This is a genomic window from Chromobacterium sinusclupearum (assembly GCF_002902845.1).
Classification (GTDB): domain Bacteria; phylum Pseudomonadota; class Gammaproteobacteria; order Burkholderiales; family Chromobacteriaceae; genus Chromobacterium; species Chromobacterium sinusclupearum.
In genome coordinates this window covers 100,255-115,087 of sequence record NZ_PPTF01000010.1, presented here as the reverse complement: position 1 = coordinate 115,087, position 14,833 = coordinate 100,255, and the positions used below count along the sequence as shown (strand labels likewise).

14 protein-coding genes are annotated in these 14,833 nt (G+C 56.8%); 9 read left to right on the top strand and 5 right to left on the bottom strand.

Going from position 1 to position 14,833, the window contains the following annotated elements; translation table 11 throughout:
• The first annotated feature begins 22 nt into the window (after positions 1-22).
• Positions 23-1,183, top strand: a complete 1,161-nt coding sequence (locus C2134_RS02605) for a restriction endonuclease (RefSeq protein WP_103317352.1) — start codon at positions 23-25, stop codon at positions 1,181-1,183.
• Between the two features lie 445 nt (positions 1,184-1,628).
• Here C2134_RS02605 and C2134_RS02600 read toward each other — a convergent pair whose 3' ends face one another.
• Together C2134_RS02600 and C2134_RS21445 are read right to left on the bottom strand one after the other, a co-directional pair.
• Complete coding sequence (locus tag C2134_RS02600; protein WP_103317329.1) at positions 1,629-2,642, bottom strand: DNA cytosine methyltransferase; 1,014 nt, start codon at positions 2,640-2,642, stop codon at positions 1,629-1,631.
• Between the two features lie 164 nt (positions 2,643-2,806).
• Complete coding sequence (locus C2134_RS21445; protein ID WP_158248680.1) at positions 2,807-2,965, bottom strand: hypothetical protein; 159 nt, start codon at positions 2,963-2,965, stop codon at positions 2,807-2,809.
• 451 nt (positions 2,966-3,416) lie between these two features.
• Between C2134_RS21445 and C2134_RS02595 the strand changes: the two genes are divergently transcribed.
• The 6 genes from C2134_RS02595 (at position 3,417) to C2134_RS02570 (ending at position 11,698) form a co-directional block, all read left to right on the top strand.
• A complete protein-coding gene (locus C2134_RS02595) occupies positions 3,417-3,749 on the top strand; it encodes a DUF1484 family protein (RefSeq protein ID WP_233196336.1) in 333 nt (110 codons plus the stop codon).
• Positions 3,750-3,824: 75 nt separating this feature from the next.
• A complete protein-coding gene (locus tag C2134_RS02590) occupies positions 3,825-4,217 on the top strand; it encodes a DUF1484 family protein (protein WP_103317326.1) in 393 nt (130 codons plus the stop codon).
• A gap of 193 nt (positions 4,218-4,410) precedes the next feature.
• Positions 4,411-5,619, top strand: a complete 1,209-nt coding sequence (locus tag C2134_RS02585; protein ID WP_158248679.1) for a M24 family metallopeptidase — start codon at positions 4,411-4,413, stop codon at positions 5,617-5,619.
• 187 nt (positions 5,620-5,806) lie between these two features.
• Positions 5,807-7,150, top strand: a complete 1,344-nt coding sequence (gene yjjJ / locus C2134_RS02580) for a type II toxin-antitoxin system HipA family toxin YjjJ (RefSeq protein ID WP_103317322.1) — start codon at positions 5,807-5,809, stop codon at positions 7,148-7,150.
• A gap of 361 nt (positions 7,151-7,511) precedes the next feature.
• Positions 7,512-10,364, top strand: a complete 2,853-nt coding sequence (locus C2134_RS02575; RefSeq protein ID WP_146042067.1) for a carbohydrate-binding protein — start codon at positions 7,512-7,514, stop codon at positions 10,362-10,364.
• 548 nt (positions 10,365-10,912) lie between these two features.
• Positions 10,913-11,698 (top strand): hypothetical protein, encoded by a 786-nt coding sequence (locus C2134_RS02570; protein WP_146042066.1) that lies wholly within the window; start codon positions 10,913-10,915, stop codon positions 11,696-11,698.
• Positions 11,699-11,844: 146 nt separating this feature from the next.
• On the opposite strand, the gene C2134_RS02565 is transcribed toward C2134_RS02570, so the two are convergent.
• The 3 genes from C2134_RS02565 to C2134_RS02555 form a co-directional block, all read right to left on the bottom strand.
• Positions 11,845-12,300, bottom strand: coding sequence for a hypothetical protein (locus C2134_RS02565; RefSeq protein WP_146042065.1), 456 nt, complete (start codon positions 12,298-12,300; stop codon positions 11,845-11,847).
• Positions 12,301-12,366: 66 nt separating this feature from the next.
• Complete coding sequence (locus tag C2134_RS02560; RefSeq protein ID WP_103317314.1) at positions 12,367-12,825, bottom strand: ricin-type beta-trefoil lectin domain protein; 459 nt, start codon at positions 12,823-12,825, stop codon at positions 12,367-12,369.
• 427 nt (positions 12,826-13,252) lie between these two features.
• Positions 13,253-13,753 carry a DUF2867 domain-containing protein gene (locus tag C2134_RS02555; protein WP_158248678.1) on the bottom strand — a complete coding sequence of 167 codons (501 nt, stop codon included), beginning with the start codon at positions 13,751-13,753 and terminating at the stop codon, positions 13,253-13,255.
• Between the two features lie 162 nt (positions 13,754-13,915).
• On the opposite strand from C2134_RS02555, the gene C2134_RS02550 reads away from it, so the two are divergent.
• Both C2134_RS02550 and C2134_RS02545 read left to right on the top strand, forming a co-directional pair.
• On the top strand, positions 13,916-14,380 hold the full coding sequence (locus tag C2134_RS02550) for an Xre family toxin-antitoxin system antitoxin (RefSeq protein ID WP_158248677.1): 465 nt from the start codon (positions 13,916-13,918) through the stop codon (positions 14,378-14,380).
• On the top strand, positions 14,377-14,820 hold the full coding sequence (locus C2134_RS02545; protein ID WP_071108763.1) for an RES family NAD+ phosphorylase: 444 nt from the start codon (positions 14,377-14,379) through the stop codon (positions 14,818-14,820). Before C2134_RS02550 ends, C2134_RS02545 begins: the two co-directional genes overlap by 4 nt.
• Positions 14,821-14,833 lie beyond the last annotated feature (13 nt).

Below are 14,833 nucleotides of genomic sequence, written 5' to 3'. Positions count from 1 at the left end.
TATAAATACTAGGTACGGGCTTGTGAGCATATACAGTGGTGAAGATTTGACTGCCGTAGATTTGATAGTGGATGCCATCTACAGGGGATTCAAGACAGACAAAGGTGGTATAGCAGACCCATTGGTGCCACTGGTCGGCGTCAGTCGGCAAGGCGGGTTCCGTTATCGTGGTACTCGAGACCGTCCAACTCTATTGGTACTTACTTCCAACTTGGCCGAGGCTGACTGGCCAGATGAGCTGGATCCTACAACGGGGAGGTTCGTTTATTACGGTGATAACAGGCATCCTGGTCGCCAGTTACACGATACTCCCCGCTTCGGAAATCAGTTATTGAAAGACCTCTTTGACCGGACTCACAATGGTAGGCGACACGAAGTTCCACCTATCTTGATTTTTACTTCCGAGGGCCCTGGAAGGTCGTTCCGCTTCAGAGGTTTGGCAGTCCCAGGACATCCTGCTATGCCTGCGACTGAGGATTTAGTCGCCATCTGGAAGACGGATGGGGCAGATCGTTTCCAGAACTATCGTGCAGTCTTCACGATCCTTGATGCCGCGGTTATTAGTCGGGAATGGATTCAAGCAATGGGACTGGGCATACCGGGTGCAAAGGAGGCACCACCTGTTTGGCAGACCTGGCTAGAAACTGGTATGGCAAAGCCATTGGAAGCGCCGAGAACACAACAGATACGTCCCAAAGCGGATCAGTTACCAAGCAGCCATGATGATATTACCCTAATCAATGTGATCAAGGATCGATATCAACATGATCCTTTCGGTTTTGAATCTTGTGCTGGGGCTATTACCAAGCTCTTGCTCTCCAATGTATCTCGCTTCGAGCTAACCCGCCCTTGGAGAGATGGTGGGCGCGATGGGGTGGGAACCCTGCGCTTAGGACAAGGCTTGGCATCCATTGAGGTGGCTTTTGCATTGGAAGCCAAATGCTACGGTCTTGAGAACTCCGTTGGCGTACGTGAGGTATCTCGTCTGATCAGTCGTATCAAGCATCGCGAGTTTGGTGTCCTTGTGACTACATCGTTTATCGACCGGCAGGCCTATCAAGAGGTAGTTGATGATGGGCATCCAGTGATTTTTGTCACTGCTATCGACATCGTTCGGCTATTGCGAGAAGCAGGTTACAGTTCACCGCCGTTAGTTAGTGATTGGCTGAATGGGCTCCAATGACAGACTCCGACGGATTCGACATTACTCGTGAACATCAACTTGAAGATTAGGAAAAACGTATTTCCTGCATTTACCTAATGGTCTGTACTCCTGTCTGATATCTCCTTTGGCGGTAAGCCAAGCTGCTGCCAGAGGTGCTCTATGGTTTGGGGCCTCTGCAATCAGTCGGACAAGTCGAGGCCAGGAAATCCAAGCAGCTCGTTCGTCATAAGTGTGTGAGCCACTAAATCGTGCAGAATTACGTGTGAGAACTAATAGTCGAATGTTAGAGATAGGCATGAAGATCGACTGACCTGACCAGTTCGATTAGCGCTTCCCGTTCATGTCCTTTATTTTTCAGAAGGATATTCTGCAGCCATTCCTCAAGATAGCGATCCAAAAGAGTGGCTGCAGTCAAATGATGACCCATGTTGGGAGGCTTGAGAATTAGAGCTATCTCGAGAACTTATGCCGGTACTGCTGCAGATAACTTATGTGTTTGATCATCTTCAGTGGCTTGCTGATGAGCAAAGGCTATCCAGCGGAAAATTGCCGTCATCACGTCTGAGCAGACGCCATTTCCACATAGCTTCACTTTGTTCCGGCGTGTGCCAAATGGCAATTGATGATCTTGATGTGAGCTCATGGCCTTCATGAGCTCTTGGGGTTGCAGCATTCGCATGTATGGTGTGCCATCTCGCCATGTCACTAGCGCAAAACGATCCACTGTTGTGACGGTCCTGAGTGGAGCTGTCAGAGGCTGCCAACCTCCAGCATAGTCCGACCCATAGTAGACAATGATAAACGGTTTGTTTGGACCCAACTCAGTGATGGCACGCTCGGCACGCTCTAGTGTTGCTTTGGCGCGCCCTGCTTTGTGCAAAGGAGTAGATGGATAGGTAGCCTTCCAGTCAATGATGTCATTTGCTGTAAGGCGAGCATTATTTCCAAACGCCTTTAGTCCTTCCTCGTTTACAGACGTTTTTTGTCTGTCACAAATCAGGAACATCCGTTTGCGGGCCTGGGCCGAACCAAAGTCAGCAGAGTTCAATAGAAGATCACTCACCCTGTAGCCTAACTTCTCAATCGTCTGAACCAATTCGTCATGCCTATCCCACTTCTTCATGCGATTTACGTTCTCGACAATTAGCCAGCGGGGAGTAAGCGCTTCTACCCATGGGATGATGCCAATCGCAGTTTCCCGGCTACTTTCAAGGCCAGGCTTCGATCCACGAGCAATCGAGTGGGACGTACACTCGGGGGAGGTCAATAGAACATCTGGACGGTACTGTTTACCGAGCTTGGGGATGTCAACGTCTTCGATTCTCTCGGTGATGATATCTGCATCAGGAAAGTTGGCTTTGTAGGTTCTGGTAGCCAGCTCCCAGACATCCAGTCCGAGCAAAGGAATTCCCCCTCCCTGGACCGCACCCCGGGCTCCAAATCCTGCACCACAAAAGAGGTCTACAAAAGTTGTCATGTACGCATTTTTCTGAAGGTCAACCTTACTGGTAAGTGTACCAGGTCAAGCAAGTAGAGTCTCCGTTAATCAGCCTTCATTTATCATAGGCTCGAAGTTCCTGCTATGCCCGTAACAGAATAGAGAGGCACCATTGATAGAAGAACAGCTCAAATCTCTTCGCTTTACTCCCTCTCTTGGTTTCTAGTGTCGGTGGTAATCGACTCCATGACCGACGTGAGCTCTTCCGACAGGTCTTTGTGATGGCGCTTCAGGTAACCTGAAATGGCCTCGTTGCGCATCAGGCGCGAGATGTAGCCTTTCGCAACGACCAGTACTAGCATGGTTGGACTGTCTCTCCGAATCACCTCCACATATCCTAGATACCTAGTGAGCCTCTCTGGAGTTCCCCATCTCACTTGCTAATACGTACTTCTTCGCTTGCCTGGCAAGCCTTCCGGCTAGATAATTGCTCCCGTGCCGTTCAATAGCGGCATCGGGATTGGCGTCCCGACACCATCTTGGCGGACTGCTGCATCAGCACCAGTCCTCACACCATTGCTGCGCGCAATTTATGGCGGGCCGTGGTGGGAGTGTCGCAAGACACGCCGGGTTCAAGATGGCCGGTACGCCAATCCCGCCATGCGCCTGCCACCCCCGATTGGCGTCGGGAAGGTAGGGTTGAGCATCCATCTTGAAAAGGGTTCTGCAATGACTAGCATTTCCCGCAACACGTCTCACCCATCCGTATCCCAAAGCCCATTACACAGCCAGCGCTGGCTGGTGCATTCCGGGATGTCTACCCACCCTAGCCACGCCAGCCTGTTGGCCATGGCCCAGCTGCATGCGGCGTTTGAAGCGCTGCAAGTGCTGCTGTCCCAGCCAGACCATGCAGACCTGCGCGCGCCGGCTGCCCAGCTGGCCCACCTGTGCCGGGAGATCGAGCACGCGGTGGTGGAGTCTGTTTGCCTGCTGGCGCAAAGCCAGCTGGGCCTGCAGGCTTTGCTGGACCTGCTGTCTTGCCTGGGTGAAGACATCCGCCTGCCTTCCAGCCGGCTGAAGGAGCTGCTGCAGCCGGTGGATAGGCAGATCACCGCCTCGCTTGGCTACCTGAGCAAGGTGCTGTAAGCCACCCGCGCTGGCCGGGCCGGCCCAGTGCGGGCCCGGCTTTTTTCTCTTGTCCTTCTTTCCGGAGGATGCGCCATGTGCCGCGTATTGACGCCCTCGCTCCGCCTGCGCCGCCGCGCCTTTGCCCGCGCCCGCTGGCTGGGTGGCCGCCCCATGCCTGCTTGCGCCTTGCCGCTGGTGGAGCTGAACCAAACCTTTGCCCAGCTGCAGCCGCTGCTGGCCAAGCCCGCCCATGCGGACCTGCGCCTGCCGGTGGCCCGGCTGGCCAGGCTGTTTGCCCAGCTGGATGAAACCATGTGGGAAAGCGCCCACACCCTGGCCCACGCCACCAACCGTCTGCAATCCCTGCTGGACATGCTGCGCCTGGCCAACAAAAACGCCCTGCCGGCCCACCAGCTGTACAGCCTGCTGATGCCGCTCTACCAGCAGCTGCTGCAGGCGCGTTATCAGCTGGAAAAGACGCAGTAAAAGCGGGCGCAAAAGGCAAGCCAGCCAGGCCATTGGGCCAGTTCAGGTCGGTTTTCAGGCCTGAATGGCGCCCGCTATGCCATGGCTGGCCACAGCCTCCGTTACCGCACCCTATGCTCAAGTCATGCACTCTCAAACCGCCATGCGGCCTGCACAAGCTGGACAAGTGGCGTATTACAGAGGAGGCAGCAAGATGATTTACGATTCCACGCATTTTGAGGAAATGGCCCGGCGCGACCACGCGCTGCGCCAGCAGCTGCGCGAGGCGGGCATCCGCCATTATCTGGCCCTTAGCACGGACAGCCTGTATTACCTGTCCGGGCTAAGCTTTGAGCCGCTGGAGCGGCCTTTTTTCCTGCTGCTGGAGGTAGAAAGCGGCCGCCGCCATCTGCTGGTGCCGCAGCTGGAGTTTGCCCATCTGCAATCGGCCTGGGGCGTGGAGTGGCCGGACATCCACAGCTACCGGGAATACCCGGCCCCCAAGGGCGAAGACTGGCAGGCCCGGCTGCTGCCGCTGTTGCCGCCGGACTTTGCTTTTGACGCCAACGCGCCGTGGCAGCTGGCCACGGTGCTGCAAGAGCTGGGCGGCCGCGCCTGCGCCGCGCTGGACCGGGTGCGGCTGGTAAAGTCGGACTGGGAGATTGCCCGGCTGGAACGCGCCGCGGCTTACGCGGCGGAAGGGGTCAACCGGCTGCTGGCCCGCGCGTATGATGGCATGTCCGTGGCGGAAGGCTATGCCCTGGGCCCGCGCCTGCTGCGCGCCATCATCCAGCATGAACAGCACTTTGACCCGCTATGCACCAAGGTGCTGCTGGCGCCGTGGCCCGCGCCGCTTAGCGCCCAGCCCCACGCCATCCCCCGCCTTGGCCAAAGGCTGGAAGGCGGCCCGCATGTGGTGATTTGCGTGGTGCGGCTGGACGGCTACACCGCGGAGTGCGAACGCACCTTCTTCACCCGCCCGCCCACGGCAGAAGCGCAGGATCGCTTCAAGCTGATGTGCCGCGCCCGCAGCCTGGCGGAATCCCTGCTGCGCCCAAGCGCGCCCTGCGCGGTGATTGATCAGGCGGTCAACCGCTTTTTGTCCGAACAAGGCTTTGCCGACTGGCACATCCGCCTGCACCGCACCGGCCACGGCCTGGGCCTGTCCAACCACGAAGGCCCGTGGCTGGCGGAAGGCAGCGACGACGTGCTGCGCGCCGGCATGGTGGTATCGATAGAACCCGGCCTGTATCTCGATAAAGAAGGCGGCTACCGCCACTCCGACACCTACGTCATCACCGCCAACGGCGCCCGCTGCCTCACGCTGGACGCCCCCACCAGCCTCAAAGCCCTCACCCTCCAAGCCCCGCGCCCCCTCTCCCGCGCCCAGGGCTACTTTGTGCGCAAGGCGGTATCGGCCTAAGCCGATTCAAGCGTAGAACCGCCCACCCAGCGGATGGGGGGTGGGCGGGGCTCATCCATCAGTTTTGTCTACTCGGGATCATGCTTTGCATTCATCCATCGCGCTACGAAAGCGCTAGATCATTGATTTATCAATATCTTAATGGCTATTATTGGATTCAGATTACATTCATTTTCCATTCATTGGCATGGCAGCATTGAGTATTGAATCCCTACTGAGATCAGGCCCCGCGTCCGCCAGTGAGCTGCAAACGCGCCTTGGCATCAGCCAGCCTACGCTATCCAGAGCCATGAAGGCGCGGCTGGGTCTTACCATCGTGCGTGTCGGCCGCACACGGCAGGCGCGCTACTACGGCATTCGGCCGGTGGCGGACCAATCCCAGTTCCCCATTTATCGGGTCACACCGGAGGGAACCGTGCAGCCCGTTGGCATCCTCTATCCGGTGCACGGCGGCTTTGTGGTGGATAGGGAGGACGGCGATCCCAGCGTGTACGCTGGCCTGCCCTGGTGGCTAAACGACATGAGGCCGCAGGGTTTCCTGGGACGCGCCTGGGCAAGAAGGAACGCCGGCAGCCTTGGCCTATCGGCCGATCTGCTCACATGGGACGACGACGCCGTGCTGATTGCGCTGGCTTCCGGCGAGCACGATATGCCCGGCAATCTGCTGGTGGGCGACAACAGCCGCGCCGAATGGCTTGCCTGCAGGCCAGAGGATGTCCCCGCCACTGAGCGAGCCGCCCGCTACCCCCTCCTGGCCATGCAGGCCACCGCCGGCGAAGCGCCCGGCTCCAGCGCAGCCGGCGAACAGCCAAAGTTCACGGCCGTGGTGGACGGACAAAGCGTCATCGTCAAATTTTCTGCTGCGCAGGACAACGCAGTCAGCGAGCGATGGCGCAACCTGCTGGCCGCCGAGCACATCGCGTTGACCCTGCTGAATCGGTCTGGCCTGGCTGCGGCCGAAAGCGCCGTGCTGGATGCCGGGGGCCAGCGTTTCCTGCAGGTCACCCGCTTTGACCGCACCCCGCAGGGCGGCAGACATGGTCTGGTTTCGCTTGCAACCCTGGATGCGGAGTTTGTGGGCATGGGCAACGGGACATGGCCGGAGGTGACGCTGGCGCTAACCAGGGCCGTCTCCCCGCGCAGCAAACAGCACATCATCACGGCAGAGGCCCATCAGCAGGCTTGCGCCCTCTTTGCATTTGGCCGGCTGATCGGCAACACCGACATGCACCTGGGCAACATCGCCTGTTTCCATGAGGGGCCGCTGCCGCTTTCGCTGGCGCCCATCTACGACATGCTGCCCATGGCGCTATCGCCCCAGCCTGGCGGTGCGTTTCAAAACGAGCTACCGCCATTCCGGCTAACCGCCTTGCCGCACGCGGATGTTTGGAGCGCGATGGTTCCGCTGGCGCGTGAGTTCTGGGACTTGGTAGAAAAAGATGAGCGCGTCACACCACCCTTTGCCCAGATAGCAAGGCGACAGCAGGCGTGGCTGGATGAGGCAGAGAGGCAGATCAAGCGGCTGGGGTAGCGTGCTGAGATAAAGTGCGAAGCGCAAACGCGACCCACGCGGCAGAGGTCAACAGCCGCTAGTTACGGATACCCAAATCACTCAGCCGGAGTGAATACGCAAACCACATATGGTCCCACCGGCTTCACAGCTGCCTCAGCGCTAGCGCTGGCATCAAGCCATTCATGGAGTGCTGGAGTGGCGCATTGCCCATATGCCCAACAAGACTGGCAGACCTGTAGCGTCATATCGGTCGGCATCAGCCATCTGCCCTTTTTGCCATTCCCTTCTTTGGGCCAGACGCCAGCCAGCTCGCACCTCTTCTACCATCACCTCGCAGTTAATGCCAAAAACATAAATCCTATTCGCTCAGGAGCTCATTATGAAAACTCTAGGCAAGCGATTTACGTTGGCCGTCGCAGCGTGGATCGTGTTTGGCAATGTTCATGCAGCCAGCACGCTAGATTGCCCAAGTTGGAAGACGGGTGCTGCCTACCGCCAAGGGGAGCAGGTACTGTATCTGTCACGCCCCTTTACCGCCTTACGCGATCATTCTGCGCCCCCCGGCTCAAACTGGAATCCGGTAGACGCTCCTTCCCTCTGGCGCCTTGGCGGACAATGCGCAAATGCCATGCCGCACCCCTGCGGCGCAAACTGGCGCGAGGGCCAGATCTATCTGGCTGGAGAGGTGGCGACATATCAGAACCTACGTTACACCGCCCGCACCAATCATTTGGCCCGAAGCGGCGCCAACTGGAATCCTGCCCAAGCGCCGTCCTTATGGAAAGTAGGGGGAACCTGCCAGGCGATGGTGCTCACGCTGGAGGAAATGGCCAGCCCAGCCAGCCTATACAGTTTTCATCTGCCAGCGGGCGATACGGCCCTGAGGATTGAACAGATATCCGGCCCCACCGTGCTTTCCGCCATCCCGCAAGGCGGCAGCAAGATCAATGTAATCAGCGGACCAGACACGGGCAGGCAGGAAAAAATCACGCTGCGAGTACAAGGGCGGCAACAACAATACCTAGCAAGTTTCGACCAACTGACGTTAACTGGTCCTCACCATGGAGCAATGCTGGAGCCGGATGAAACAGGCAAAATGGGAGATGTTTCCGATCTAACCATTCTGCCATCCGCCACTACTCTGGGCGTCCTACTCTCGGATCAAACAAAGCCGCAAACCATTGCCTTGCAGTCTCCCAGCAACCGCCATCTATCCTCATTGCACGCCACTCTGGACAATGGCAATGAAGCATTTGACCTAAACGATCAAATCTCGCTGCAAAGCAACGGCCAAATCACACTGCACACCACCAAGCTGCTACCGCTGCTTCTCCCCGGACGGCAGCACGAGCTTTACCTGTCCGGCACGGATAGCCAAGGGAGCAGCTTCAACCACTCGTTTTACTTTTACTACGCCAGCAACCGCATCCACGGCCAGTTAAAGCAAAATAACGCGCAGGTGGCGGCGGAACTGCAAGACGCCATTGTAGTGCTACGCGGCTTTGGCAATAGGCTGAGCTGGGCCAGCCGCCTGTCTGCTGATGGGGCATTTGATTTTGGGACTGTTCCGATCGACAACTACCTGGTAGAGCTGATCGATCCCCATGAACGCCACTCAGCCAATGCGCTCTTTTTGGTGAAACAAGCCGGTCAAACCATATTTGTACCGCTGGAGCTGACGCAGCCCAACAGTGCGGCAAAAATTAAAATCCAGCCGCTGGGGCTTGGCAATCGTCCGTTCAGGCGCCCGTCAATCGCAAGAACCCAAAAGGTCGCCAGGCCGCCACGCCCCATCCAAAGCCCAGGCTTGGGCTCAGTCAATGTGGCCAGTGCTTGGGAAAACGTCACGATACAGCAGGAAAAAGAAGTTTCCATACCTGTCGGCATCAACAAAATCAACATCCAGGCCTCGGTCTACACCAATGAATACCCAAACTACAGCTCGATACCTGGGAACAGGTTCAATGACTCCTGGCGCTACTGGTGGACATGCGCAGGCCAGCAATACAATCAGGCAGGACAGGTAAACGATAGCCACACCAATGCAGCCGAACGGCAATTCAGTCATAACCTATCTCTAGACCCTAAGCGCGCCACTCCGGCCTTGTGCCGTATCGGCGCCTCGGCAGTCAACATAGGGGATAGCATGGTGTCGACTAATGTCCATGTCCAAATTCAGGGCGAGCTCTTTTCCATAGACAAAGTCGAATACAAAAATGGACTGTGGCGCGACGACTCGCGTGGCGGCAACCAGCTATACAACGTGAGCCTGCCTACCCAACTAGGCCAGCAATTCGGCATCAAGCGCCCTTGGAACATGGAAATCGTTTATAGCCCGGCGGATACGCCCATTCACAAAGTTGGACTTGATTTGCTGTATGACGGCAAGCGCGTGCCTTTGACAAAAAATGCCTCGTTCTCTCAAACTCGTCCAGGCCTGCTGAAAGTCAGCTACGCAGCTACCCAACCCTTGCCGCTGCAACCTGTTTACGGCCTGGCCCAGCTGGAAGCCACGCTATATACGGAAAAAGACGGTGTTGAGAACAGCACGCTGCCGCAGGCAATGATATTCCCGCTCACCCGTAAAGACTCGTTCCAGCCGCTGTTTGAAATACGCAATGTGTTCAGCATGCCGGAAAGCCGCCGCTATGGCCCTCGCGATGATGCAACAGGTGGCGATGGCTGGCTGCGCAACGACATGCTAAACCTGCTGCGCACGCCTCCCATGCTTCCTTTGTTGGGTGATATATCAGGCGAGCACGGTTGGCAGGATGCTTCCGGCAAAGCTATGGGTGCCCACAGTACACATAAAGGCGGCTACGATGCGGACTTGCGCTACTGGGACGAAAACGGCCGCTGGGATAGCCCAATGCGCGGCGACAACGATGGCGCGGAAATCGCGCGCGTAGTGGAAGCGGCCAGAGCGGAAGTCAAGGCTGGCTCGACTTCGCAGCCCAACTTGAACCGCTTGGTAAACTGGGTCAACTCGAATCGGAACCAACTCAATGCTCTGGAAGCGCGACTTGGCTCGCAATTACGTAAAATTTATGTAGGAGACAAAGCGTGGTTTGCTCGACCGTTACTTGAGGGGCGCTTTCCAGATGGAACCCACATCCCGTTGCCAGGAGCCAAGGCGCCCAACAACATCTTGGGGCCCTGGGCAAACAAGTCGTCCAAGATCGTGCCAACGGTAAACCATAACCATCACTTCCATATTCGCCTAGCGCCTTAATTGGTATAGCCAGGCTCAGTGACTGACTGCGCTTAGCGCTGACTTACAATGCCCATGCGAAACAGCCCATTCGGCCAGATGGCTGAGTGGGCTTCTTTATTTGGGATAGCCAGAACACGGCTCAGCTGTCGCATCCCATACCTTTGTCTTGGCCAGCCGTATTAGCCCATCCTCTCCACATAGACAATCTCACCCTCCATACACGCCGCACTAATACATTGCGCTTATTACAACTCTTCCAATATCCATTAAATCCAAGCCGTAAAACATTAAATATAAATTAGCGAAATATTGATTCTTTATTTCATGCGTTCACTTATCCCATCCTAGACTATTCAAAATCAGGTCATCACAAATCCAGATAAAGACATTCGTCGCAAGTAGTACGACAATGGATCAATTTATTTCCTGATTGCATACTGTTCTATCGCCCTGTTTCAGCCACCCCCACCCCACATTATATTGGCGGCAAAATAAAGCCAGATCCTGGCAATAAAAGGAGGATGGAGATATTACAAATATCTTATCCAGGATAAAGCGGGGCTAACATGTCTAAACTCGGAAGGTCTATTATTATTGACCCAGCCGCACTCAAGCAGGAGAATCAAGACAATTTGATTGAGGATTTATATCCTATTCATGCAGAAATCTTCGATGGCGTCAGCAAACCGGATTTTGCCAATTATGTGGTCAAATCCAGCGCGCCTCACACACGCATCTTGCTGCACCGTGACCAGCAAGAAAATATCGTCGGCTATTGCGCCATACATTTCTTTGAAGAACAGATGGAAGGCCAGGCCGTCACTATCATTCGCATGGAGGCCGGGCTAAAGCGGGAATACCGTCGTGGCAACCGCAATGCGCCATTTGTGATAAGCCAGCTGCTGGGCTACCGTTTGCGCCAACCGCTGCGCAAAATCTACTACCTGGGCGCGCTGGTCCACCCACCCAGCTTCATGCTGCTGAGCAAGTACGCGCGCCAGGTCTGGCCCAGCGCGCGCTACCCGGACGACAGCCGCTACCAACGCATCGCGGCCCACCTCACCCAAGCCTTTCGGCTGCAGCCGGTGGCTAACTCGCAACCTGGCGTGGTGCATGTGGGTTGGCGCACCCGCGACGACGAGGCAGACCGGAAAAAATGGGCGGAAATTCCACACCAGGCGGCGCAATTCTATTTAAGCCGCAACCCCGGCTACGTGGCCGGCCATGGCTTGCTGACGCTGGTGCCGGTCAATACGGCTTGCGTATTGCATGCCATCCGATCCCTGCTGACAGACCGCTGGGCGCGATTGTGGCAACCGCGCCAAAGTGGTAGGGCCGCGAGGGCGCATTAAGGCCCGCCGCGCGCCCATAACCGATGCGCAAAAGACAGGCCCGCTAGATAGCGGGCCTGTCTTTTCTTATCCTGCATGCCAATGCTCTTGGCACCTGGCAAACCACGGCGCACACATGGCCACCACGCCCTCTGCAACTGCTTGCCTCAGGCGTAGTTTGCAGCGGCCTTGGGCCGCACCACGGTGAAGGGGCGCAGTATCCACTGCGGGTAGCGGTCGAAATCCAGCTCGGTCAATTCCAGCGGACGCAATTTATCGGTTCCGACGCACAGGCCAATCGCCAGTGTGGGGTCGGCATAACTGATGATATCGCCTGGAGCGGAAAAGATATCCCAGCGTTGTTTATCCTTGTCCGCATCATCCAACAGCTGCATTTTCAATGGCGAGCCTAATTCGATTTGCTCTGCGCCGATGACCAGCTGATTGCCGCTGGTGGCGAGTCCAAACAGTCCGCTGACAAAATCCACATTGAATAGGGCCAACATATTTCCCTGCAGCGGCCGCAGCACCAATGGCGCGCCTTTCATGGAATCTTCAGCGCATAGCGCTAATTCTGGGTTGTCGGCATAAGTAATAAAGAAGGGGACACTGGTGAAGGACATCCATACCTCCCTGACGCAAGACAGGGAGGGAGCCAGCAGCTCCACTCCCAGTACCAATGCGTGGAATTAAGCTTGTTCGGCGAACAGCAGTTCCGAGCGCTGGGCCGAAGTCAACGGCTTGAATGCCCATTGCTGAGCCGGCGAGGCGTTGAATTCATACAGCCAGATCAGGCTGCCATTGCCGCCGCGGTCCTTGTTATCGATCACCAGGTTGGGGTTTTGACGATTCAGGATGAAACCCGGGCGGGTGTAGAAATCCCAACGCTGGGTCATAGAGGCCGAGTTGTACGGCTTCAGCACCAGCGGCTTGCCGCTGGCCAATTCGCTGATATCCAGCACCAGTTGGTTGCCGCTGGTGGCCAGACCAAACACGCCATTTTCAAAATCGATGTTGAACAGGGACAGGAAGTTGCCTTGGATTTGGCGCAGCGACAATTGGGAGCCGCTCATCGAGTCATTGGCAGTGATGCCCATGGCGGTATTTTGGCTGTAGGTAAGGAAATAGGGAAAAGAAGAGAAAGCCATTTTTAGATACCCTCAATTTTGAGCCAGCAATTTACTGGCCTTGTAGCTATAGCAGAGGTTTTCTCTCAATCAAGCTTATTCACTCTAAATTTATATCTAAAAATGATTGAAAAATAAAAATCCTTTTAAATCATGTAAATAGCCCATCCAAGTACAAACACCTATTTTTCTTTAGATATAGACTATTCAAACAATCACTTCCATCTAGCCGATTAGATTATTAGTCCCAACCCGATAAAATCATTAGGACAGAAAATACGGTGCAAATTTAAATGGATATATTTCCAAGAAGTACATCTTGCATATTTCTGAATCTCAATCTCACTGTTAATTTTGGTGAGCATTCCGTCTGTCCATGGTTTAGGAATTGATCCCTTCCAACCTCGCACTCGATAATCGGCACTAGGTCTAATCATGCCGCCAGACATCACTGAGACTGCAATGCCGCCGCCATCCGCCTGCCGGATGCGCCGGCAATCAGGTAGTGCCAGGGCGTCACCCAGGCGAGATAACCGCGGCCCAATAGATTGTGCGGCCGCACCAAGGTGGCCATGCGCAGCCATCCAGGCTGCCATTGCAGCACCAGACGGAAATCCAGATGACGATCATCCTGACCCAACACTACGGCATGCTCCCCCAAGTACAGGATGCCGAATACCCCTAGCTGTTGGCCGATATGGAAAGGCCCTTCGGCGCGCCGCATCGCCACCTCTGCGGTTTTCAATCCCAGCGGCGACACTAGCAGGTCGCGCAGGCGCATCAGCCATTGCGCCCATAGCGGCATGGCAGTGGAGAAGGCGAGCAGCAGTTTGCTGGCATCTGGCGGCGGCAGATCGCGCCGCAGCGGCAGGCTGCGGATATCCTGCCAGGGATAGCGCCCGGCCTCGGCCTTCAACAAAGGGATATCTTCAAACTCATTGCGCGTCATGATGGGTCGTCCAGAACAATGGAATGACGCTAGTTTGTCATTGATCCGTCTATCGTGGTTTGGAGGTGATGACATCCCGCGTCCTTCCCCACCCGGCCTTCCCACTTGCGTCATTTTGGCAAAATGCCGATACTAAACAGGCAATTGCCCATGGAGGCCGACATGTCCCAACCCTTGTTCAAACCTTCGCCCCCTGCGCTGCCGGAACAGCCGAGCGGCCCGGCGTTACGGTTTGCCCGCCTGTCCCGCATCATCGGCCAGCCGCTGCAATCCGACCTGGAAGTGGCGCGCTACGTGGCCAACGGCGCCGATACCGGGCTGATCGAGCAACTGACCGGCCAAGGCCTGACACGCAAGGAGCTTGAGTTTGTGATTCCGGCGCGCACGCTGTCCCATCGCATCAAGAAACACGAAAAACTCAGCCGCGACGAATCCGAGCGCGGCGTGCGCATCGCCAGTCTGCTGGCGCTGGCGCAACAAGTATTGGGGGAGGAAGCTACCGGCTGGCTGCGCCAGCCGCTGCGGCGCTTCGACAACGCCAGCCCGCTGGAGATGGCGCAAACCGAGCAGGGCGCGCGGCTGGTGGAAAACCTGTTGATCCAGATCGACGAAGGCTACGTCGCGTGATTGGCTGGCGCATCAGCCATTACGCGGACCTGAACGGACTGGGCGGGCTGCGCGCCGACGGCCGCTGGCACCACGCCGGCCGGCCCATCGTCTATCTGGCGGACCATGCCGCCAGCGCCATGCTGGAAATGCTGGTGCACAGCGAATTGCGCCGGCTGCCTGCCAGTTTTCAGCTGCTGAAGGTAGAGCTGCCAGACGACAGCCTGCTGGACCTGGACCCGGCTGCACTGCCGCCGGACTGGCGCGCCCGGCAGGAGGAAACCCGCAGGATGGGCGACGACTGGCTGGCGCAGTCGCCCAGCGCGTTGCTGCGGGTGCCCAGCGCCCTGGCGATGGACGGCCAAAACCTGCTGCTGAATCCGCAGCATCCGGATGCGGCGCGCTGCCGTATCCTCCAGGTGATAGACGCGCCGCTGGACACGCGGCTGCGCCAGCCTTGAGCCAGACCAAAAT